This is a genomic window from Streptococcus mitis (assembly GCF_946188615.1).
In the GTDB taxonomy this organism is placed as follows: Bacteria; Bacillota; Bacilli; order Lactobacillales; family Streptococcaceae; genus Streptococcus; species Streptococcus mitis_BZ.
The window spans coordinates 137,785-161,358 of record NZ_CAMHVK010000002.1; the positions used below are offsets into that span (position 1 = coordinate 137,785).

A 23,574-nucleotide genomic window follows, 5' to 3' on the forward strand; every position below is an offset into this window, starting at 1 on the left:
CATGTAATAAAATATAACAACAAAAGGAGAACGATATGACATCTGCTAAAGAATATATCCAAAGCGTGTTTGAAACTGTAAAAGCTCGTAACGGGCACGAGGCTGAATTCCTCCAAGCTGTCGAAGAATTTTTCAACACTTTGGAACCTGTATTTGAAAAACACCCTGAGTATATAGAAGAAAATATCTTGGCACGTATTACTGAACCAGAGCGCGTGATTTCTTTCCGTGTTCCTTGGGTTGACCGTGATGGAAAAGTTCAAGTAAACCGTGGCTACCGTGTTCAATTCAACTCAGCTGTTGGACCATACAAAGGCGGACTTCGTTTCCACCCAACTGTAAACCAAGGGATTTTGAAATTCCTCGGATTTGAACAAATCTTTAAAAACGTCTTGACTGGACTCCCTATCGGTGGAGGTAAAGGTGGATCAGACTTCGATCCTAAAGGTAAAACAGATGCTGAAGTGATGCGCTTCTGCCAAAGCTTCATGACTGAATTGCAAAAATACATCGGCCCATCACTTGACGTACCTGCTGGTGATATCGGTGTTGGTGGACGTGAAATTGGTTACCTTTACGGTCAATACAAACGCCTTAACCAATTTGATGCTGGTGTCTTGACTGGTAAACCTCTTGGATTTGGTGGTAGCTTGATTCGTCCAGAAGCAACTGGTTACGGTTTGGTTTACTATACTGAAGAAATGCTTAAAGCTAACGGTAACAGCTTTGCTGGTAAGAAAGTTGTTATTTCAGGTTCTGGTAACGTTGCTCAATACGCTCTTCAAAAAGCGACTGAACTTGGTGCAACTGTTATCTCTGTATCTGACTCAAATGGTTATGTCATCGATGAAAATGGTATCGACTTCGATCTTTTGGTTGACGTTAAAGAAAAACGTCGCGCTCGTTTGACTGAGTATGCAGCTGAGAAAGCAACTGCTACTTATCATGAAGGTTCTGTATGGACTTACGCTGGAAACTATGACATCGCTCTTCCATGTGCGACTCAAAACGAAATCAACGGTGAAGCAGCTAAACGTTTGGTTGCTCAAGGCGTTATCTGTGTATCTGAAGGTGCCAACATGCCAAGCGACCTTGATGCCATCAAAGTCTACAAAGAAAATGGTATCTTCTACGGACCTGCCAAAGCTGCCAACGCTGGTGGTGTAGCCGTTTCAGCTCTTGAAATGAGCCAAAATAGCCTTCGCCTCTCATGGACTCGTGAAGAAGTTGATGGACGTCTCAAAGACATCATGACAAACATCTTCAATACAGCTAAAACAACTTCAGAAACATACGGTCTTGATAAAGACTACCTTGCAGGAGCTAACATTGCTGCCTTTGAAAATGTAGCAAACGCTATGATTGCACAAGGTATTGTTTAAGATTCATTTGCTTAATCCTCAATCGCTACGATTGGGGATTTTTATGTTGAATCCAAAAAAACTCACCATTAACAGTGAGTTTTAACATCAGAATTTATTTTACTTTCATTAGGGCAGATGACAAACATTCAACAATCTCATCAACTGCTTCATCTATGTTTATAGTTTCTTCATCATTCAACATCATGGGAATAAGATAAGAAAAACTCAATGCTAAAATGTATCGAACAATTCTTTCATTTGACCAATTTAGAATAAGTCCTTTTTCTTTAAATTGATTTAAAACAGGGCTAATTGGTTCTATTATAGATTGAACAATAATATTTCCTAACTGGATAGAAAGATTTTTATCAATAAAAGAACGCCCCAAGAGAATTTTAACATGCATTTGATTCTCCTGAATGAAAAAGAGCCTATCTCGAACAATACTTTTTAAAAAGAAGGGAAAATTTTCTTGATCTACTGTGAATTTTTTTTCTGAGAAATCCGCAATTACTTCTGGAATAACCTGTTCTAGAAAAGTAGATAAAATGACTTCTAAAATACCTTCCTTTGTTTTAAAGTAACTAAAAACAGTTCCTTCTGACACTCCAGCGCGTTCGGCAATAAGGCTGGACGTTGTATTCTCAAATCCAATTTCTGAGAATAATTTTAAGCTTGATAATAATACTCGACGTTGTTTCAAGCTCAAGTTGCTAACTTCTAACGTCTGAGCATACTTTTGTTCTAAACTTTCCATCGCTAGCACCTCTCTTCTACTCTCTTACTTTTACGACTTTTTTGCCTCGACTGTGTCCCATTTTCAGACTACGATAGGCTTCTCTAACTGACTTTAGAGAAAAGTCATACACTTGATCAATTTTCAGCTGAATCTTCCCGTCTGAGACCATTTCAGCTAAAGTGCTAAAATCATCATATGTGGAATGTCTCGGACCAGTAAACTGAGCACCTTTTATCATAACATAGGGTGAAGGTACTAATGTCCCAATAGCTGTCCCCTTCAAGCCTAAACTAAAAGCCAATCTAACATAATCAGATCCATAACAATCCAAAAATTTTGTAATAGGCGTTGGACTAGCTGATAGAAGAGCCTTCTTGATATTCTCTTCGTAACTTACTGGTATAGCACCTAAAGACTTCAGATACTCTGCATTTTTCTTACTTGCTATTCCAATCACTGTCGCCCCCTTAGCAACTGCATACTGTACTGCAATACTTCCAATACCTCCTGCTGCAGCTGAAATAACAACAGTATCTCTTGAATTTAAACCGATTCTTCTAAAAGCCCCACCCACAGTTAGAGCAGCTACTCCCATAGTAGCTGCGTGAGTCATGTCGATCATCTCTGGTTTCAATACAATTTCTGATTCATTGACACAAATTTCTGTTGCTAAAGCTCCCCTATTAGTTCCCAAACCAGGATCGCTAATCATTGTTCCAAACACCTTATCTCCTACTGAAAACCTAGTTACTTCATTTCCAACTTCTGTAATATCTCCAGAAAAATCTCTCCCCACACCTCTTGGAAATAAAGATGATTTAGATTCAAACCAACGACTTGGTTTCCTTAATTTCGTTATAAAAGATAGAAATCGAAGGGGTTTCGCTCCCTCAAAAGTTTTATAATCAATAGGATTTAAACCAACAGCATGAACTTCTACTCTCACCTGATTTACCTCCAAGGCTGTAGAGTCTATCTTCAGCAAATCCAAGACCTCTTCGTTACCGAAACGACTGTACTCTATTGCTTCAACAACCATTTTCTTTACTCCTTAATTTCACAAAAATTGAGTGAACACTCATTTTTATAAATTATACTCTTAATTTGTAAGAAAATCAATATTATCGTTTGATAACGATTTATGACATGATACAAATATCTATCATTTCGATTTACCAATATGATTCTTTCAATCTAACTCTCCTCACTTTTAAAGATTCCTTTCCCTTTTTTGCCCCATGTAATAAAAAAATAAAAACCGCTACTCCTAAGAATAGCGGTTTAATCATGTTTTTAAGCTACTAATGTAGTTACTCTATTATTTAAGAGTAACAATTTGCTAATCTTATTTCCGCCCAGTATTAGTGGGTTAATTCCTCCATTTTCAACTTTGGCAGGAATTTGGTAGGTAAATTGATAATCCAAGATTATCTAAACTGTTTGTAATCTCTTCTGAAATTGTTGAATCACCTGAATAATACCAGTGACTATATGTATTCAACGTGGTTGACTTATCAGCGTGTCCTAATCGATATGAAACATATAAAGTATCCTTATGTAACACATTTATAAGATAAGATGCATGACTATGTCTTAATCCTTTCCCCGTAATTTCTGGTACACCAGTAATCTTAGCATGCCTTTTTATTATCCTAGAAATTGTAGACTTACACAAGGGGGCACCAAAACGTGATATTACATAATCTTTATCATCATTCTTGATTTGAACTTCTCGCCATTTTTTAAGTGTTGTAATCGTAAAATCATCTAAATCAATTTTACGATTCCCTGCTACTGTCTTTGTTTGTTGTTTAGCATACCATACACCGTTTTTATCTTTCTCAATCGTCGAATGAACATGAATCCATTTACGTTCAAAATCAATATCTTCCCATTTAAGAGCAATACCCTCACTAACTCTTAAACCAGTCATAAAATATAACCAGATCGTCGTGTAATTATGGAGTCCCTCATACTCACTAATATCAAAAGAGTTTATTACCTTCTTAAATTCATCAAATGTCCAAAATTTTGTATCAGGGTGCTTTCCTCTAGGATTATCTAATCCTTTAAAAGGAACTCTATCAATATAACCCAATCTTTCTGCATAGCCCAGACATGCTTTAAATCTAGACCACATATTTTTAGCATAGTTACTAGAATACTTGTCTATAATAGCTAAGCGAAATCTTTCACAGTCAATAGTACTAATATCTGATAATTTTTTACTACCAAATTGCTTAATAAATAACTGATGATGTGGTAAAGCGGTCTGATAAGTTACAAATTGAACTTTTTGTTGATAATATTTTAAATAAATCTCTTCCATAAACTCTCTAAAAGTTAGAAAACTATTATTAATAGTAGAGTTCACAAATTCATGTTTTAAACGAAGTATCTCTTCATATGCTTCCTTAAAAGAATTAAACGGTAGTCCCTGTTGATTTTTCCTTCCTTTCTTTTGAATTCTTTTCCCAGTTATTGGATCAACTCCTAATTCAATTTGAAAATAAATTTTTCCTTTTGAATCTTTGTATACACCTTTATATTTCTTTGTCTTTGATATAACCATTTTTCTCACCTTCTATATCTGAAAAAGAAATACCAATTAAATTTTCTACAATATTTTTAGGAGCAATGCCTAACCTTTTATTATCGAAAGGTGAACATCCTAATTGTACCGCATTCTTATCATTTTTTCTAGCTTCTTCAAACTTTTTTACAGCAATCTTTTTTGCTTGTCTAATAATATTTCTTGATGTGTGCTCTGGAAAACCAATCGCAACTAAATCTTTATAGTTTACTGTTTCCATGATTTTACTACTTCCTTTCTTAGATTTTTTCACCTCCATGGCATGACTGATGAAGTCATCATAAGAATTTCACTTGCTGCTCTTTTACGGTGGCAGCCTGAACGGTCAGAAGTATCATTGTATATCATTTGTATCATGGCATATAAAGTATCGCTCTATTTTATTGATGGTTTTAAAATCGCTCTTATCATGGCGAGCCATTCAAATCTGCTCCACAAATGAGGAAAGTACCATTTTGGACTATTCAATTGTCAAAGAACAAATAAAAAATCTCCTCATTTTCACACTCTATGCAATTGAGGAGATTATTTTCTAAAGCGAATTTTATCAGGAAAATCTATCAATCCCAATAGATAGTCTGTACTGACATCGTAAAAGTTTGAGAGAGTTACCAATACATCTGCCGTCAAGGCATGCTCACCCCGTTCAATTTTAGCATAAGCTGAGTTTGTAAACGAAAGTATTTTAGCTATTTGTTTTTGGGTCAAATCGTGATCTTCCCTCAAATCTCTCAAACGTCTGTACATCTAGCTTTCTCCTGAGAAAAGTATAATATATAAAACTAAGAAATCTTTCAAAGTGTCCAAACTGGACATTTTGAACTAAAATTAATTTATTAAACACTTCTCATAAGCATATCTATTAACCGTCTGAGAGCAAATATTTTATCAACTATTTAAAATTACTGACTTTCAAAAATTAGTCTTATTGTAAAATAAAGTGAAACACAAAAGACATGTTTATCTAATATATTATAGTCTCAAAAATATTACAAAATTATAGGAAAATGTTCACAAATTAATCATACAAGAACTTCTCTGGAAACAGGGACTTTTAACCCATTCACATAGATAAAATACACTATTTTATTCCTCCTTATATAAATTTGATAAGGTAGGAAATGGCGGTGAACGATTTTTCATAAAACTCTCTCAATTTTTAGACTTCACTATTAAGAGTGAAAAATTATGTATTTTTACTGCTGTTTTTAGAAAAATAAAAAAAGCGATATAGCAAATTGCTATATCGCTTTTTTTATTTTTCTAAGTACGTCTAGACGTTTTAAAACTCATCTTGTGATTGAATTACGTTCAATACTTCTTGCATACTTCCAGCCTTACAATTTGCCTTAGTATTAAATAAAGGCAATCGGTTATCGTAATATCCAATAGTAGCAATACCAGCACTAGTTGAACCCTGTATCCCTGAGTACGAATCTTCAATAGCAATTGTCATCCGAAACAATATAATCAAAATAATTCTTCAAATCCAGTTTTTCAAGACTTATTTCTATACTGAAACAACATCTTTCCAGAACTTCAATAATTTCTTTTTGTGTTAAATCATTATTTAACTAAATCTTTGGAGGTAATACGTTTTCAAAGCTACTTTTTACCATAGATTTTGAGTCTTCAACACATATTACTAAGCCGAAAATGCTCTAAATTTTTGAAATTCTAACAAAGCCCACTCAACTTCATAATCATCTTTGACTTTCACAATATCTTCCTCAAAATAACATGGAATAAATATAGTGTTCTTTTGAAATGGGTTCAAAATAACCATATCTAATAATTTATTACTAGCAATGATATGCAGACAAATGACATCATCAATATGATTTTCAACCAGTACATGTGTTTTTAACTCCAAACGATTAGACAAATTTGGCTGTTTTATAACATCGTATGTAAATTTTTTCATGTTTGAACTCTCCACCTTCGATATTCCATAATCAAAAGTAACCGTATCAAGTGCTAATAATGGTTGAGTTAATTTACAAGAACCGACTCCAGTGAAATGATCCTATCACATTGCCGTGCTTGCTCCATGTTATGCGTAACAACCAAAATTGTTTTACCAAATTGATCTCTCAAAGTTCGAATCAAATCGAATGCTTTTTGAGACATTTCAGGATCTAATGATCCGGTTGGTTCATCTGCTAGGACAATATCTCCGGGCTTTAAAATAGCTCTCACAATCGCAATTCTCTGCTGTTCACCTCCCGATAATTCATTGATTTTACTATTTAACCGATTTTGTAGACCAACAAATTCTAGCGTTTCCTTGATTCTCTGCTCTTTCTCCTGTCTAGAGAAATTCGAAAAAGTCATGGCAAGCATCAGGTTATCTTTCACACTAGATGTAGAAATGAGTGCATTGGATTGAAAAAGATAGTTGATGACATTCCTTCGATAATGAACTGCTGATTGCGAATTTACCTTAGGCAAAACTTTTCCGTTGATTAGGATTTTACCACTGTCAACAGCATCCAATAGTCCAATCATATTGAGGATAGTCGATTTTCCAGAACCAGAAGGTCCTACTAAAGCTACAAATTCATTTTCCTCAATATCAAAGCTTAAGTCTTTGAAAATTTCTCTTGAACCAAATTGTTTTGATACATTTTGTACTGAAATTCTAGACATGAGATTACTCCTTAAATGATTGTATGATACTCTCTCCTTCTTTACGGAACAAACTGAAATAAAGAAGCATTATCTGAAAAGCAAATGTAGCTAGTGTCATGACTATTCCCAACTTAGAACCCACCAAGATAGAAACGATTAGTTCCATCACAGAAAAACTAATAATGAGAGAAAGCACACCAATATATCTTTTCCATGGTGAGAATCCTATAAAGTATTGGACATACAATTTTTCTTCAAATAACAAGCGGTACATTAAGACAAAACTCCAGAAAATAGCCATCATCGTAATGATGATAATCGCTATGATTGTGCCGAAAAGATAAAATGTATAACTCAGATCTTTTTGAAGACCATTGATAAAGTTCTTGACAGTTGTAAAACTCAACCGATTATCCGTTAAATCTGGAAATTCTGTTTCTAAAACGGACACTACCTGTTCCATCGTTTCCCTATCACGAATCTTCAAAAGACCATTATAGCCACTGACAACTAAGTTTGCCGACTCCATGAAATATAAATTCTCTGGTGTTGAGATAAAAATAACTGGATTCTCACTAGTTGTACCATAAGAAATGGAATCTGACCAAGTAAATATTGGTCGAGACGGTTGGTAAACCTTGAACATAAATTTCTGATTTTCTGTGAAATTAGTTTGTAAATCCCCCGGTTTTACAGTGACACTTTCCTGTAAATACGCCTTCATCACCTCAAGTTCTTCTGTATTGAGCGTGTTAGGTAGAAGATAAAGTCGAGTACCATTCCTCATCTCTAGCAACTCTTCATCACTTAGGGGAATACCTAGGTCTTGCAGGTAATTATAGGAGAATTTCAAATACCAAAATGGTTTTTTAGGGACATGCTGGTATGTCCCATAGACTGCATCAAGGTACTCCTGATTAAGAAATTTTCCTTGGGCAATATAGACACCTGGAAGCTCAGATATACGCTGGTAAAAGTTATACATACTGCGCTCAAGGGAATTTGTAGTTCCTGCATATGTACCTACATCATCTCCCTCAACAAAGCTGGATATAACGTACATATCTTCAACATTCTTCCACTCTCTAGATACTTTCATATTATCAATAAACTGATTCATTGGAGCATCTAAAGAGTAACTGACTGCGATTAACAAACCAGCTACCAAGGTATAGAATAACAAGCATGTTACCATTAAAGGCTTCATTGGTAATCGTTTATGAATTGCGGCTAATGGAGAAACCGAATAAACAATAATCGTTGGAATAATGAATATCAATAGTAGCAACAAGACTGAGAGGCTGACTCCAGCAAAAACTAGAATAAACGATGATAAACCAAAACTAGACCAGCCTGACAACAACCAACTACATAAAGAGATAATTGGAATAATGTAGATTGAAAATAGTAGAGAATTTTTGAAAAAAGCAGACCATAATTCTTTTCTATCCCATCCTAAAAGAATCAATGTTCCGAAATGTTTAAAGGATTGAAGAACACAGATTAAGAATAGAATCAGTAAAATGAAGGCATTTACTAAGATGCTGATAGCAAGTATTATTCCCCAAATTCCCTGATCAGTACTACTTCCAAAACTTTCTTTTGTCAAATCCTCAACAGAAATACCTGACCTCTTTGAAAGATGCAACAGAAAGTTATCTCTTGAGACAGCATCGTGGAGACCATTGATATGGTATATCCCATTAATCATATTAGTGTTTTGGAAAGTATAATCTAATCGTTCAATGACTACAGGCGTGCTAAATAATAAATCTGGAAGCTCGTAAAGCATATTATTTGAGCCTTTGTCAAGTCCAATAGTCATACTATTATCACTATGAGATAATAAATTTGCAAATTGTTGTTGTGATACAACTATTTTACCCGTACTTTCAAAATCTGAAAAACCAGCAGAGCTACCAAGGATGTCTATATAAATCCTATTTAGACCTTCTCCTGTATCACTACTTTCAGAACGTTTTGTCCATATGGACAAGTCACTCTGTTCTAAAAAATAATTAAATACATCTTGTGATTGCTCTTCTGTTAACTTCTGAAGATAAACTGTTACGGTCCCGGAATGATGATTATAACTCTGCCATGACTGCTGATACTGTAAACCTGCTAAAAAAATTGCTACCAGAGCAAGTAAGACACTCTGGATGGCAATCAAAAACAGGATTAAGTATCTCATTTTACCTAATAATATGTTTTTGTATGTCATAAGTACTTACCTACAATTCCAGTAACATTCAGCTGTACAGTTCCAATGAATTTAGAAACATGTGCTTCTACTCCAGGTGATTGCCAGCCTGAGAATGCCCCGTTAGCAGTTGCTGAGTGTTCGTAAACACTAGACTGAAGATTTGAATAGCTCCAAGCCGTCTTTTTTGACGCCGTAATTCATCTTGATGAAAAGACCTTCCTTAACCACCTTATCAATATGATACTCGGCTAGGACAACTTCAAACTCCTGAATCTGGTCATGTTTCTCTTTGACCTCCTTGTAGGCTGTTAGGAGTTCCTCACTTGAGAGTTTAATCAAGTAATCAATCGAAATCTGGCGTTGACCAGATTCGATTTTAGAATATGCCGACTGACTACATGATAAATATTTAGCAAGATACTCTTGCGTATAATCATAATCTTCTCTAAGATCCCTGACACGCCTATACATTCGTTTACTTCTAAGAAAATTATAGTTAAGTTTTGAACGAATCTTAGATTTTATACCAAATTGGCATAAGAAGATTATTAATTAGAATATAAATATAGATCTACATCTACATCTACATTTTACACAGAATAACCTATATAGCTTTAATTCAATTTTTCTGACTGATGATACTCAATTTTAAATAGTGCACTATATATCAATATTGTTTATCTTTTTTCCAAAGCCCCTACAGTAAATTTATAAAAAACAAAACTATAAAATATATTCACTGCTAGAAAGATAATCATATCGTTTAATGACATATCCGCTAGTGACCGACTACGAAGCGCAATCATCGGTTGAGAATATGGAAAAAATTTTGTTAAGTCTTCATTAATAAAGATGAGGACAAAATTAAACATGCTCCCAATAGTTGCTAATCCCACACTTTTACTGAAATTTCTAGTTTTTACAGTTACATAGGATTGAAGAGTAATTATTGGAAAAGATGCTAGAACTGCTAAGAACAACCATTTGAAATAAGTTTGCAAACTCAGATCTAACGTAATTCCATCAACCTTAGTTGCTATAATAAAAATAAGGAACAGAATTAATTGAACTGGCAAAATTATGATGAAACTACATAGCAATTTCCCAAAATACAATTTCCCCATTGATACTTGATTCACCTTCAACATATCAAGAGTTTTCCTTTCAAACTCAGGCATAATCAACAGTCCTGTAATGATAGCTAGCATAGGGGGATAGAGCAAGGTGCTGTTATAAAAAGTCAACTGCCCCCATAAAACAAGGGATTGCGTCCCATCAACTAATACCTCTCGACTAGCAAAATAGATTCCCAGTCCAATAAAACTAGAAAAAATCAGAAAGGCAATTCCGATCAATAAAAGTTGAGTCTTTCGCGTTTTTTTCCATTCTGCTAAAAAATAACTTCCCATCTTAGTTTCCTCTCTTTTTCAAAATGATATTAGCCAAACCATATAATAATGCACAATAGAATACATAAACTACTAGTTTCCATAGTAGTTGTTCGTCAAAAATATATGTAAATACTCCATTTCCAAGGAACTGGTACTTATAAGGTGCTAAACTACCGAAACCTGTTATAGGATTGAGTAAACTACCAAAACCATTGCTTCTTGGGTTTAAAACAATTCCCAAAAAACCACCTAACAGACCTAACGCTAATAATATACCTTGCCTTTCCAAGAGCATTGCTAGGGTTAAATAGATACAAATCAGAGAAAATATTGCAAGTAGTTGTCCAACAAACTGAAGTCCAATAATTGAGAAGGGAATTGAGATACCTACCTGTTTTCCAAAAAAATAAATAGCAGTAACTTCTACTACCGACATGATGCTAAAGAAAATCATCATAAATAGGAGTTTGTGATTAAAAATAGTTAGAAAATGTTGACCGTTTGCAGCTTGTAACCTAAATGTTTGCCCCTCACGCTCATTTCCAACAATGCGAGCTGCAAATACACAGACTGCAATGGGAAACATAAGAAGATTGACATTTTGATTGCTAAAAAGTGTTCCTACAGTTTTTAACTCTGGATGTGAAAATGCAGATGAGAATGTAGCGATATTCCAAAGCGTAGCAACGACTATTAAGATAGCAACTATGGAAAAAGATTTTGTTCGCCTGCTTTTTAACCATTCAATGTAAATACCTGACATTTTATACCTCCTTTGTTAAATCTAAGAAAATGTCCTCTAGTGTCTCACTTTCTCTAACTACCCGAAAAATTCGATATCCATTTTCCGTTAAATAACTGATCATATCAGCTAGTTTATCATTATTAATATTGCTTAATTTGATATGACTTGCGGATGCGTCCAATACTTCTACCGAACCGAACTCAATCAAACTTTGAACAATGTTGTTCTGTGAAAAATCTCCACCAATCTCAATCCATGTGTTAGATTTAATTGCTTCAATTTCTCCTTCATAAACAAGGCGCCCGTGATTAATAATCCCTACTCTGTCTGCAATATGCTCAATCTCCGGAAGGATATGACTAGAAATAAATACTGTTAGCCCTTCTTCTTTCGCCAACTTCACAATCAATTCACGAATTTCATGAATACCAGCTGGATCAAGACCATTGGTTGGTTCGTCAAGCAATAGAATTCGCGGTTTCTTCACCAATGCGAAAGCAAGTGCCAGTCTTTGCTTCATACCGAGAGAATAATCTTTAACAAGTTTTTTTCTATTCTTTTCTTCGGCCAAACCTACCAACTCCAAAGTCGGATAAATATTACTTTCCTTAAATCCTACCATTTTTTGAAAAACAAGTAGATTTTCATAACCTGTCAAATTAGGATAGTAGGAGGGCTCTTCAATCATTGAACCGATTTGGTTTAAATAAGTCTTATCTTTTTTGATGTTCTGACCATGAACTAAAATCTCTCCAGAAGTAGGCGTTACTAAAGACAGTACCATTTTCATAGTTGTTGTCTTTCCTGCACCGTTTGGTCCAAGAAAACCGTAGATTTCTCCCTCTCGGACTGTGATTTTTTCTAAGTCTACCGTAGTAACATCTTTGTAAACTTTTGACAATTTACGTAATTCAATAATATTTTTCATTCCTATATTACCTCTCGTAAGTCTTGGTCTTAAAGACTTTCCCTTCTCTTGTTTATACTATAAATTATATCTCTGCCAGTTAAAGGTAACATTAAGAAAGAGGAAATTTTCCCTTAAACTTTCGAACGAATAAAGTTCTCGTAGTTTGAATTCCTTTTCATAAGGTTCTCATGGCTATCTTTGATTACTTCCCCCGTTTCACTATCAATGAAAATGATGTAATCAACAAAATTAACAATGTCTAAATGATGACTAACCATCAACATTGTTTTATCTGAATATCTAGTACTTCGTAGTACATTCTCATAGATTCTATTTTTACTATGTTCATCCAAATTACTAAAAGCTTCATCCCAAAAAATAATTCCATCTTTTTTTATCAAAGATTTAGCAATAAGTAATTTTTGAATCTGCCCACCTGATAGATTCTTCCCCTGCTTCAATAGCTTAGAATGTATTTTATTTGGCAACTGAGAAATAACCTCATCAGCTGTCGTATCATTCAATATCTGATAAAGTGGAGATAAGTCATCAGATATCCATTCCAAATTTTCTAAAATACTTCCTTTTCTTAACGTCATGTTTTGCAATACTACACTCAGGTAATTCTCAAACTCCTTAATTCCGTATTTTAGAGAACCACTATAGCGTAGCATTCCCGCTAATAATAACAATAGTGTAGATTTTCCACTACCCGACTTCCCGACAATAGCGATTTTTTCTCCTTTTTTAATTGTCAGATTCACATCATCATAGATTGGTTTGCTGCCATACGAAAAATTCAATTTATTAGTTTGAATTAGATAATCCTTTGAGTCTTCACTCGGTACAGTAATTGGTAACGTATCTTTTAACAAATCACTTTGTTTTTCAGCATAAACCCCTAATCGAAGTATTTCAAAAACAGCTCCTTTTACCTGTTCAATTGCAGAAATCAATATTGAAATACTAGTCTGATATACAAGTAAATCCGGGAGCGAGACCTTAATGTAATCATTATAATAAACTGCTATAACTATTATTGATGATAAACTAATGTAGTTAAATATAGTTCCAAGCAGTTGAGACAAATTTTCAATTTTCAATATTTGCGAATATTTAGTTGTAACTTGATTGTTAACTGTCATCCAAGAATTGAAGACATTATCTTCTTTCCTCATTATCTTAATATAGTCTATATCCTCCAAATCAGTCTGTAGTTCAGAATTGAAATCAATTAGATATTGTAGATAGGTCTGATTATATTCATTTTGCTTATAATATAGCACTATAGAAAACACACTATATATAGCAATCATTACGACTAAAATCAAGGTTAATTTTACTGAAATAGTTATTAAATAGATAAAAATTACAATAACAGAAATAAGACTTATAAATGACGGAATAATTTTTAATGTAACATTATCTCTTAATGTCGATTTAAAATTAATTTTTTCAGAAATTCCCCCACTTAGATGATTTCGAAAATATAACAATGGCTTTTGTAACAGCCTTCCAAATAATTCCCTACTATAATAATCATCAAAATCTTTATTATATCTATCTAAAGCACCATTTTTGATGAAATATCCTAACAATTGAAAAATAAGAACGATACCTAATAAAAGTAAACTAACACTAAACTTGAAATCATCTGCTAGCATTTGTCGCAAAATTATTGAAAACAATAATACACTTGTTTGGATAAATAGCAAAGATAGCATAAATAACGCAATTGGTTTCATTTGAAGAGTTTTCTTGAAATACTTCCAAAAGATTGAGTTGTATTTTTGTGATTTAAAATCACTACCTTTGTTTACCATAATCATTGTTTCGGAATAATGCTCCATAAACTCACTTTTACGGTATCTTACTTGTCCAATAGCTGGATCTACAATTAAAACTTGCTCAGATGTAATTTTTTCAAGAACCACAAAATGATCATTATTCCAATGGATAATCATTCTTTGCTTAGTTTTTTGATAGACTTTTAGTAACTCGTCAATTGAGGCATGATAGGCATTTATGGTTACTCCAAATCTATCATTTAGAGTCAACAGATAAGATACACTTAGCCCATCTGCTGGCAATGAATCTCTATCATAAACTTCATATAGTGGAACTCTGTGCCCTAAGTCGTTCAACAACATAGTATAACAGGCCAAAAGACAATCTTCTTCATTGTTTTGTAAAATAATCTTCATCGTACTTCTTCCTCTCTATCCCTTATAAATTAGGAATAAGAATGTCAAGCGAACTGTCTTCTTTTAAATATTTTGCTGTAGAAAATAGAACACCTGGAATTCCTGTCATTAGACCATAGACATTATACTTTGTATTAAAACTACACATCCAACCTTTTTCTAAACCAAATGCATGCAATTTTTTATATTCTCTATCTAAAATGCTTTTGAATTTTTTGGACTCGTCATTTCCCAAATAATTCATATAATAACTAAGAGCCAGTAAATTTCCACTAGTTCCGTGACAAAGGGAAAAATTAGTCATATCAAAACCAATTTCAACAATTTGTTCTGCCGCATGTTCCACATCCTTCTTCAATTCTTCACGCTCAGAATCGGATAAAATCTTATATCTATCATCTAATTGTAGCTGTGCTAACCTTGCAACTAATACTCCCGTCGAACCGTGGCACCAATTTGCACTTGTCTCGTTATTCCTTTTATCAACCCACCCCTTATCAATCTTCTGGCGATTATCAAAATTTCTAGCCTTGTTAAATAAATCTAAGGCATCAGTGCTTCTCAATTGACCAGCCAACAAAAGCAATGCTATCTCAACACCCAAATTCCCATGTGCAAGACTAACATTATTCACTTCTAATCGGTTCCAACAAATGTAATTTTCATCATAAATACCTAGCTCTTTAAGTTTATTAAGCGATTGAGATAGATTTTCTATCGTAGTATCTGTATTTCTAAACGCAGTAATTTCATTTGGGAAACTTGATAAAAAGTCTGCTTGAGATACATCTATGTTTAAACAATAACTATCTATAATATCTGACATATAGCTTGGGAGTTTCTGGTCTGTAATTAAACCAATTCTAAAAATAGCCGAGATAATGCCTAATTTCCCAACGAAATAGGATGTGTTTTGTATTTTAGAATAAGAATTTAATAAAGTAGAAAAAATTCGTTTCAAGCAAGCAATAATTTTTTTTTGTCTCAAAGAATCAACTAAGTCATAAGCTTCAGATAAAGCAATACCTATGCCAGCCAACCCTTCGTACACTGAATCATCCATTGGAACTAATTCAAAGGCATCATATTATCTAATAGCTTTATTTATGGTATAATTAAGTAAACTTTTGGAGGTGAAAACATGAGTTTTGAAGCACAATTATTAAATAAACACATATTGATTGTGGATGATGATACAGCGTTAAGTGAATCAATTAAAGAGGTACTTGTGAGTCGTGGTTTTAAAAATATTAGTCGCGCTTATAGTATTAGTGAAGGAATTGATGTTTTTTCGGTATCCCATATTGATCTAATTATTTTAGATGTCATGCTCCCAGACGGAGAAGGCTATTTACTCTCTCAATATGTGAGAAAAATCTCAGATATTCCAATTCTATTTTTGACTGCTAAAAATAATCCTGACGATGAAATTAGAGGACTTGATTCGGGAGGAGACGACTACGTTACAAAGCCCTTCTTACCTAAATCTTTAACGTATCGTATTATTGCACTGTTAAGAAGAGCTTATAAAGATGAATCTGAACTCATTGAACTAACTGACTGTATCATTGACTTGAATAATGCCAGTGTTAAGAAAAGTGGTCAAAATCTATCGCTAACACCTACAGAAATTCAAGTTCTTCGAAAATTATATGCTAATAAAAATTACATCGTCTCTACTGAAACAATTTGTGATACAATTTGGGGACTTGAGAGCTTTGGATATGAGAAATCTCTAATGGTACATATTCGAAATATCCGAGAAAAGATAGAACTTACCCCCTCTAAGCCTAATCACCTAATTACTGTCAAAGGACTTGGATATAAACTTGTTATTTAGATAATTTAAGGTATAACCCATGAATGTTTTCAAAAAAAATATACTAAAGTTTATTCTATCGTTTATCTTTATCATCATAGTTGATGTAATACTTTTAGTTACTGCAGCAAATTATATTCGTAGCCAACAATCTGCATCAAACATCATCGAAACAGTGTCGTCTGAAATTGTTTTAACTAATGGAAATTATGTTGTCAGTCCGATAGCCAAACAATTAATTGATGAAAATAATTTATGGATGATGATTATTGATAAGAACAGTGGCAAAGAAAAATTCAATATTGATAAACCCAAAGATATAGCTAATCAATTTAATTTTGCAGATGTTGTTCGTTTCTCTAGGTTCTACTTAAAAGACTATCCTGTATTTACTCAAATAAAAGACAATGATAACGATATCTATATTATTGCATTTCCAAAAAATAGTATTATTCGCTATGGTAATAATTATTTTGATTTGAATCGAATTCAAATTTTTCCAATCATTATTGTATCAATTATTTTTGCTAACATATTGTTCTGTTTATTTTTATATATCTACAGTGTTACCTTCCTAAATCGAAATATTAAACCGATTATTAACGCAATTGTAAAACTACCAAATGGAGGAAACACACAAGTTAAATCTGTACAGGAACTAGATAAATTAACACTTGCTATTAACTCAGCCAATCAAAAACTTCGTGAAAATGAAGAATTTAAGGAAAATTGGATTTCTGGAATTGCACATGATATCAAAACACCACTTTCAGTAATTGTATCAAACACATCCCTAGCGATTGAAAAAACTGATAATGATCTATTACTTAAGTATCTAAAGCCTACCCTAGTTGAAAGTCATTATATCCAAAACCTTCTTAATGATTTAAATATATTTGCCCGATTAACAAATGGTAATCTGATATTAAATCGAGAAATTGTATACATCGTTCCATTTTTTAAGGAGATTATTATCCAAATTATTAATCAAGAGATTTGGCATGACTTCAATTTTGAATTCACTTCTGACGACGATTTGTTTAATCAAAAAACGTACGTCGAAAAATCTTTGATATCGAGAATTATTCATAATCTGATTTATAATTCTGTGCTTCATAATCCTTCTGGATGCGATATTCAAATCATTCTTAAGCATCTATCAAATAATACATTTTCAATTACCGTACGCGATAACGGAATAGGGGCCTCTCCCAACAGACTTAACAACATTAATAAAATTGAAGAATTTAGCTTTGATATCTCTGGTGTTCGTAGAAGTGGTATAGGATTGAAAATTACTAAGCAAATCGTTGATTTGCATCATGGTGATATGGTTATCACCAGTCAACTGGGTGAATACTTCCAAACAACTATAACTTTAGACACTGTTAATTAACTTGAAAAGGCAACTGTTTTCTATACAGATTTTATAAGTTCTATTTTTATTTTAAAATCGCCACAGAATAATAATGCTGCGATGAGGTTTTGCATATTCTTACCGTTTTTGACATCTCTAAACAATAGATTATTGGCAACCTCAAAGATAATGACCTCATGGGCAGAACAAGTTAAGTCCTGCATGGACAACTCACTCGCTGTCCTTTCTCTCTAGCAGCCTGAATTAATTCAGCATTATCATTATAAATTGACGAGAATAAGTATATTATTTGTCCTTAAATATCTATAAAATAAATTTAAAATGTCGAGATAGTTACATTGCCAGCATTTCTATTACTGTAATGAAATCTCCATATCAAATTTTTGATTAAAGCCTTTACCAGTATTCAACATTTTTACAAATGTTTCTAATCTTTTTATGAGTCTCTCATACTCACCAATATGGTGACCTAGTTCCTCTTGCAATGCTCTTATTTCTTCAGTCACTTGTTCTAATGAAGTTGATTCTGTCAAGTTCAGTTTTGAAAAGTCATATCTTGCAAGCTTTCGACTGCTCACATCCTTACTCTTCAAATTGATAAGCACTTCCGCCATCTTATTTAAGTTGGCGATTTTTTCATTAATTTGATTTAGTTTTATATCTATCTCTGCTATTTCTTTTACTAACTCGTCTTTAATGTCTTGGTATTTCTTATCTGCTTCAGTTAATTCAATGAAGAGGTTAATCTCAGTAATCTTTTCCTGTAGACTCTTAACTGTAGGTCTTTTGTATGGTATTACTCGACTATCGTTGGTTAGCTGTCTTATCAATGTTCGTCCTTTGACATACTGATTCTTATCCGAATGTTCTTTGTTATATACAAAGTATGAGGTTGTCTCACGTATAAAGATTTTATATTTTGTTTGATTCTCTTCTTCAAAAATATCTAATTGATAATTGGGAATGAAAATGAGACCACTCTGCTTAATACCAAAAGACACTTTGATATAAATGCCCTCATCAACTACCTTCTCTATTTGGTTCTCTGCAAGTTCCACTTCAAATTCACGAACGGTATCTCGTTTTTCCTTAAATATCTCAAAGGCTTCCTCAATCTCTTCAGTGGATACTTTATCCTTATCTCGTTCTTCTTGGAAAGCATGGTACTGTTCCTGTAAATTCTCTAATCCTTCTGAAGCAATGACTTCCTTATTTTTAAAATAATCTTGAAAAAATTTGACATCATATAATTTCTTATCACTTATTTTTTGATGACCCAAACTTATCTTTTGATTATCTTCTTCCAGGATAAAAGTTACATTTTTTTGTTTTAAATCAATGGTTAGATTCAATTCTTTTGCTTTTGTTATTAAATCTTCTAAAGAATTGACACTGTTCAACAAAAATTCTAAACGACTTTCAATCTCTTGCTTAGCAAAATGCGTTCTAAAAAATTCTTCATCATATAGATCTCGTTTGCTGAGTTGGCGTCCTCGAATTGGTTTTGTCATTGCTCGATCCGTCATCATGAATAGACTATGCTTCTGAATAAAATCAATATGAACATGTAATTGTTCTGCTTTTTCCAAAAAATCCTCAAGGGACTTTGACTGCTGCATCAAAAAATAAAGACGTTGCTTTAATTCAAATTTATGACTAGACTGCCTATATTTTTGATAGTCACGGTAAGAAAAACTCTTCTCAATAATTTTCGCCCCAGCCACTTTAGAAATACGGTCTGAAATCATACGGAGGTTTCGTTCCAAGGCATAGTTCCATATCAACTTTTTATCTGAATTGCGGTCAATAGAGTTGATTAGGATGTGATTATGAACATGATCTTTGTCTGTGTGAGTTGCTACGATAAACTTAAAACGACCTCCTGTCAATTCCATCATGGTCTCATAACCAATGCGGTTAATTTCTTCAGGTGTCAGATTATCTTCAGGAGAAAATGATTGGATGAGATGATGGGCATGAATAGTTTGTTGATGTTTTTCTTGTCGGTCATTTCTGGATTCGTACAACTTGTCGTTATTAGTAAAGTTAACATTGTACATTTCTACCATTTCTGCATGGCTAGGAAAGTCTAAGTAATTACTCATTCCAAAATCAGATACTAATTTTAGATTATCCGTTTTTTCTGGATTGAGGATATATTTAATCAAACGTCTACGGTATTTTTTACCATGTGTCGCAAAGTGTTTAGTGACTACCATAAAATTCCCTCAGTCTATTAACTTCAACTTGAAAATCTTTCTCTACTCCAGTAATTAACTCACTAATTCCCTTACTCAATTCTTGTAATTGTTCCTGAGAAATCAGATGGCTCTGATTGATAGCGCGCGCAATTTGATTAATATTATTTCCAATCCGTCTCAATTCAAAAACTAACTGGTCATAGGTATCCGTGTTAATTGTGACAAAAGCCATATTGGGATTAAGCAAAACTTTTCTGGCATAGACTGAGAAATTTTGACAATTGCTCTTAGCAATCCGTTCATTCAATTGGTGTAATTCTGGATCAGTTAGAAATACTTTTTTGAGATTGGTACGATAGCGATAAACCATTGCATCCTCCTAACCCATATATTTTTCACGGAACTCACGACTGAGTGGCTGCACTTGATTCACTTCTGCAATCAATTCTTGAACACAAGTCAATAAGATTGAGACGTGCTCTTGAGTCACTTGATGATTTTCTCTTGCGACAACCAGAACTTCATGCACATCTCGACTAATCTGTTCAAACTTTTGAGACTGCCAAAGGGAGAACCAACTTTCAAAAATTCTATCCTGATAATTCTTTTTCAATAAATTTTGACGAAGAAATTCTGAGAAACTATCCACTTTTTGTTCCCTCATCATTTCTTTTATCTGTTTTTCTTCTTGTCTCGTAATTCTAAATTGCTTTCGGATTGACTTAATTTCTTGTCCCATTCTGATATCCCTTCAACATTCTACTTGTCTGACAGTGTAAGTCTACCTCACATTGTCAGTACGCTTCCTAAAGACCTCACTTGCTTCTTGTTCGGTCTTTGCGAGCTCAGATATTGTGTCCACAATATCCCAAAAATCATATCGCCAGCTGACTAAAACCTTTCAGTTGTGACAGCTAACGATAAGATAACTTGGTGGCTCCGCCCCAAACCCCTAGTTAAAATTTTTTAGGAATGATATAAGGATAACAGGGAAGATTTGGAAAAGATATCACCGCGTTGAATAGAAAGTAAAAAAAGAGAGCTGAATGCTCTCAATAAAACGGCTCTATACAAATTTGATTTTTTCTGGAGAACCAAGAGATGTAAATAGTATACTCTCTGTAAAGACATAGTTATGTTTAAAAATATAATCAATTAACATTCTAGTTGATTCTGGATAGTTTTTAAAATATTCTTTATAAGCTTCATCTCTATATATGACACTTTTCTCCATGACAGAACTATATGAGTTGTTATCATTATAGCTTGATTCTATACAATATTTTATAGCATATTGTGTCAAAATTTTTGGGTCTACTATATTTTTATCTCCCTTTTTATCTAAATATTCAATAATGGTATTAGTAGGTTCAGTAATATAATGCACTCTTCTAGCTTGCAAAATTATATCAGACCAATTTTTTACATATTCGGGTGGTACCTTACCTTCAAAATAATTTTTAAGATATCTAAAAATTGATTCTATTAAACTAAATGTATAGAACCCATCAACTGGGAAATATGTTGCTAATACTGACTGACTTCCTAACCCAAGAAACATATTTCCAATGTTTATATAGTGAGAGTCTAATACCTGAGTCTGACAGGCTCCCAATATAGTGATATCAGGTACCACCTTTATATTACTTACTAACTCAATCATATCAATTTCATCATCGCCAATATGAAGTTTACCAATCTGATCTGGTTGATTTCTACTCGCTTCAGGCATACTACCATGTCCATAATAAATAAAAAATGTTGAAGGGTTTTCATTCATTGTACGAATAAAATCCGTTTTATTTCTAACTTCATAGTAATTAACATAATGGTTAGGAAAATAATCTTTCAATAACTCCCCTAATTTTTTCCCATTATTATATAGTTCGTCAGATACATTAAGACTATTAATTACTAAAAATGATACATTAGCTTTTGGAATTTTTGTTTTTAAATTATTTTTTGCTGAGTTTACTAGCGTATTACCAGGAATAATTGGCAATCTACTGATGGATTTTATTAATCCCAAAGGAGTATCTTTATATTTAACCCATTCAATTGGTGCATCTGTAATGAATTTTATATGCTTTCCATGTTTAACAATAATATCAATAAAGCCATCATCTAATGATAACTTTAACTTCTCAGATATTTTATGGAAATTATTATTGAATTTTTCAATTTCTAATAAATTGGAATTCTTTATATTTTTAAACATATGCGAATAGCATAAAGCAATATCTTTAGAGGGTAAGTTAGGCAAACGCACATACGGAGATTTTGTATCTAGAGTAAAATTAAGGGATAAGGAATCTAAAATTGAGTTTTCTGATGCTCTGTCAGAAATTATTGGTAGCATCTTTTCAAAATCTTTACCAATTCCTATTCCATAATATCCTGAAAAATCATATATCTGCCGAAGAACTGATTTAGACAGTCGTAACTGAAACTCTCTATTTACCAAATCAACACTTGTTTTATTTACCATCGGCAAAACAAAAACCATATCTGTTCGATAAGATATTTCATCAAATCTCTTAAAAAAATAATCCGATAGATTCAAAAAATATTTTTCAAGAATATCCAAGTCTAAATCTGCAGTATCTATTGAATCATCCCATTTCCTTATAATTTCAATCAAAGAATCAATTCCTTTTTCATGTTTTGCAAGATATATGATATACTTTTCTGCAATTAGGAGCTTTAAATAATATTTCAAATCACTTATCGCTTGTTCCTCTGCCACTAGTTTTCCTTCTGTTGTTGGGTTATCAAATGGTTTTGGTTCCTGCCTATTTTCAAATATAGATAGGTACAAACCTCTATTACGATTAATTGCAATCTCTAAAGGTCGCAAAAAGTACTTATGAGGTATGCTAATCGGCTCAATTTTTGTTTTATCAGAGATTGTAACTTTATTATCTAATATCTGACTAGCATTAATGCTATTTTTTTCAACAATCAATTGTAGTTTGCTGAAAGGAATATCTACTCCATCTGTTAAAAAAATCACAGGTAGTGTTGTTTCTTGTATTTGTTCAATAATAGGATGATCTTTTAATTCTTCAGGAATGAAAACGCAGCCTAAAGGAGTTTGTTTAATTAAATCTATAATACCCTCTGTATTCTTAATTAACAGCTCTATGTTTATGTATTCCGTAATATAATTTGGTTCTTCAACAAATGAGGATAGAGGCCAAGGAAGAACTAACTCTTCAAAACTTTTAGGTATATGAGCAACTAAATACCTTGATTGAGTATGAGTCACAATGTTCCTATTAAAACGATAGGAGAATGTGTCTCTCTCAATAAAATTTGGATTATCATGATTATTTGTAGTTAAAAAATAACTTACAAATGGTATGTTTAAAAACTGTTCTGTCATAATATTTC

General features: G+C 33.0%; 20 protein-coding genes and 1 pseudogene. 3 read left to right on the plus strand and 18 right to left on the minus strand.

The genetic code is table 11. The annotated features are described in order from the left end of the window. Nucleotides 1–35: 35 nt before the first annotated feature. Complete coding sequence (gene gdhA, locus OCF95_RS02515) at nt 36–1,382, plus strand: NADP-specific glutamate dehydrogenase (protein ID WP_000199543.1); 1,347 nt, start codon at nt 36–38, stop codon at nt 1,380–1,382. A gap of 94 nt (nt 1,383–1,476) precedes the next feature. Here gdhA and OCF95_RS02520 read toward each other — a convergent pair whose 3' ends face one another. The 14 genes and pseudogenes from OCF95_RS02520 to OCF95_RS02585 all read right to left on the minus strand — a co-directional run bounded on the left by OCF95_RS02520 (nt 1,477) and on the right by OCF95_RS02585 (nt 15,846). Then, a complete protein-coding gene (locus OCF95_RS02520; RefSeq protein ID WP_020903209.1) occupies nt 1,477–2,121 on the minus strand; it encodes a TetR/AcrR family transcriptional regulator in 645 nt (214 codons plus the stop codon). A gap of 16 nt (nt 2,122–2,137) precedes the next feature. Then, a complete protein-coding gene (locus OCF95_RS02525; RefSeq protein ID WP_020903208.1) occupies nt 2,138–3,142 on the minus strand; it encodes an NADP-dependent oxidoreductase in 1,005 nt (334 codons plus the stop codon). Between the two features lie 345 nt (nt 3,143–3,487). After that, nucleotides 3,488–4,675, minus strand: coding sequence for a tyrosine-type recombinase/integrase (locus OCF95_RS02530; protein WP_115904255.1), 1,188 nt, complete (start codon nt 4,673–4,675; stop codon nt 3,488–3,490). Further along, nucleotides 4,647–4,916 (minus strand): DUF3173 family protein, encoded by a 270-nt coding sequence (locus tag OCF95_RS02535; protein ID WP_000450956.1) that lies wholly within the window; start codon nt 4,914–4,916, stop codon nt 4,647–4,649. The genes OCF95_RS02530 and OCF95_RS02535 overlap by 29 nt, the downstream gene beginning before the upstream one ends. 305 nt (nt 4,917–5,221) lie before the next feature. Further along, a complete protein-coding gene (locus OCF95_RS02540) occupies nt 5,222–5,443 on the minus strand; it encodes a helix-turn-helix domain-containing protein (RefSeq protein WP_115904254.1) in 222 nt (73 codons plus the stop codon). A gap of 898 nt (nt 5,444–6,341) precedes the next feature. Then, entirely contained in the window at nt 6,342–6,620 is a 279-nt protein-coding gene (locus OCF95_RS02545; RefSeq protein WP_125448200.1) for a competence protein ComA, read from the minus strand. A gap of 68 nt (nt 6,621–6,688) precedes the next feature. After that, complete coding sequence (locus OCF95_RS02550; protein ID WP_000087001.1) at nt 6,689–7,345, minus strand: ATP-binding cassette domain-containing protein; 657 nt, start codon at nt 7,343–7,345, stop codon at nt 6,689–6,691. A gap of 4 nt (nt 7,346–7,349) precedes the next feature. Continuing rightward, complete coding sequence (locus tag OCF95_RS02555; RefSeq protein ID WP_125448199.1) at nt 7,350–9,551, minus strand: ABC transporter permease; 2,202 nt, start codon at nt 9,549–9,551, stop codon at nt 7,350–7,352. 303 nt (nt 9,552–9,854) lie between these two features. Continuing rightward, nucleotides 9,855–10,004 (minus strand): annotated as a pseudogene (locus OCF95_RS02560) (helix-turn-helix transcriptional regulator); the annotation flags it as partial. A gap of 206 nt (nt 10,005–10,210) precedes the next feature. Continuing rightward, nucleotides 10,211–10,942, minus strand: coding sequence for an ABC transporter permease (locus OCF95_RS02565; protein WP_024056643.1), 732 nt, complete (start codon nt 10,940–10,942; stop codon nt 10,211–10,213). 1 nt (nt 10,943) lies between these two features. Then, a complete protein-coding gene (locus OCF95_RS02570; RefSeq protein WP_033685031.1) occupies nt 10,944–11,687 on the minus strand; it encodes an ABC transporter permease in 744 nt (247 codons plus the stop codon). Nucleotide 11,688: 1 nt separating this feature from the next. Then, on the minus strand, nt 11,689–12,597 hold the full coding sequence (locus tag OCF95_RS02575) for an ABC transporter ATP-binding protein (protein WP_024056645.1): 909 nt from the start codon (nt 12,595–12,597) through the stop codon (nt 11,689–11,691). Nucleotides 12,598–12,710: 113 nt separating this feature from the next. Further along, nucleotides 12,711–14,783, minus strand: a complete 2,073-nt coding sequence (locus OCF95_RS02580) for a cysteine peptidase family C39 domain-containing protein (protein WP_033685033.1) — start codon at nt 14,781–14,783, stop codon at nt 12,711–12,713. A 22-nt stretch (nt 14,784–14,805) separates the two neighbouring features. Further along, complete coding sequence (locus OCF95_RS02585; RefSeq protein ID WP_261104830.1) at nt 14,806–15,846, minus strand: lanthionine synthetase C family protein; 1,041 nt, start codon at nt 15,844–15,846, stop codon at nt 14,806–14,808. Between the two features lie 78 nt (nt 15,847–15,924). On the opposite strand from OCF95_RS02585, the gene OCF95_RS02590 reads away from it, so the two are divergent. Both OCF95_RS02590 and OCF95_RS02595 read left to right on the plus strand, forming a co-directional pair. Beyond that, nucleotides 15,925–16,623 (plus strand): response regulator transcription factor, encoded by a 699-nt coding sequence (locus OCF95_RS02590; RefSeq protein WP_024056647.1) that lies wholly within the window; start codon nt 15,925–15,927, stop codon nt 16,621–16,623. 19 nt (nt 16,624–16,642) lie between these two features. After that, a complete protein-coding gene (locus tag OCF95_RS02595) occupies nt 16,643–17,998 on the plus strand; it encodes a sensor histidine kinase (protein ID WP_229294963.1) in 1,356 nt (451 codons plus the stop codon). Between the two features lie 335 nt (nt 17,999–18,333). Here the strand turns inward: OCF95_RS02595 and OCF95_RS02600 are convergent, their stop codons facing one another. From OCF95_RS02600 to OCF95_RS02615, 4 genes are all read right to left on the minus strand, one after another. Continuing rightward, entirely contained in the window at nt 18,334–20,199 is a 1,866-nt protein-coding gene (locus tag OCF95_RS02600) for an SAG1250 family conjugative relaxase (protein ID WP_261104831.1), read from the minus strand. Continuing rightward, nucleotides 20,186–20,551, minus strand: coding sequence for a plasmid mobilization relaxosome protein MobC (mobC, locus tag OCF95_RS02605; protein WP_049548767.1), 366 nt, complete (start codon nt 20,549–20,551; stop codon nt 20,186–20,188). The genes OCF95_RS02600 and mobC overlap by 14 nt, the downstream gene beginning before the upstream one ends. Before the next feature lie 9 nt (nt 20,552–20,560). Beyond that, a complete protein-coding gene (locus tag OCF95_RS02610; RefSeq protein ID WP_024056651.1) occupies nt 20,561–20,920 on the minus strand; it encodes an SAG1252 family conjugative relaxosome accessory protein in 360 nt (119 codons plus the stop codon). A 327-nt stretch (nt 20,921–21,247) separates the two neighbouring features. After that, complete coding sequence (locus OCF95_RS02615) at nt 21,248–23,566, minus strand: hypothetical protein (RefSeq protein ID WP_261104832.1); 2,319 nt, start codon at nt 23,564–23,566, stop codon at nt 21,248–21,250. Nucleotides 23,567–23,574: the final 8 nt, after the last annotated feature.